We start from the raw sequence: 605 nt of genomic DNA on the forward strand, positions 1-605 counted from the left end.
GCCGTAGGTGCCGGAGCCGGAGAACTCGGCGCGCTGCATCGTCAGCATGCGGATGCTCTGCAGCGGCGTGCCGTTGAAGTTCTCGAACACGAACAGGCGGTTGCCCCAGTCGGTCAGGAACAGGTCACGGATGACCCGTCCGATGCGCAGGCGATCCTTCGGCCGGCCGACGGGACCGGAGTTCATCTTCTCGACCATCGTGTTGAGCTTGGAGTCTTCCCATTGATCCTCGGTGGCGAAGAGCAGGGCGCTGCGGCCCGACAGGTCGACCAGCTCGTAGATCATCTGGGAGAAGTTCTCGAGATAGAGTGCGCGCCCGAAGTCGTAGAACAGGATGTTCGGCTTGTAGAGCCCGCCCGGCGTGTGGAAGCCGAGTTCCTCGCTGGCGACCACGTGCGCCAGCATGGCCTGGTGGAAACCGATGAGCTTGGCGACCCGTGTCTGCACCGCCGGGATCTTGCTGGTGCCGATGTGCTCGGTGATGAGAACGGCCAGGCCGGCCATCAGCTCTGCTCGAACCATCTGGCGAACGAGTGCGTGGTAGTGCAACCAGTCGAAGACGCGCTGCGGATAGAGCTTCGCGTGCTCGGGGTTGCCCAGGTGGA

1 protein-coding gene is annotated in these 605 nt (G+C 63.6%); it reads right to left on the reverse strand.

The genetic code is table 11. The features are described 5' to 3' along the window. Window positions 1–605, reverse strand: a 605-nt coding sequence (locus AC1DTN_RS38425) for a 4-hydroxyphenylacetate 3-hydroxylase C-terminal domain-containing protein (RefSeq protein ID WP_477925440.1), incomplete at both ends; no start/stop codon positions are given.

It is taken from the genome of Rhizobium sp. 01T444 (genome assembly GCF_056398305.1).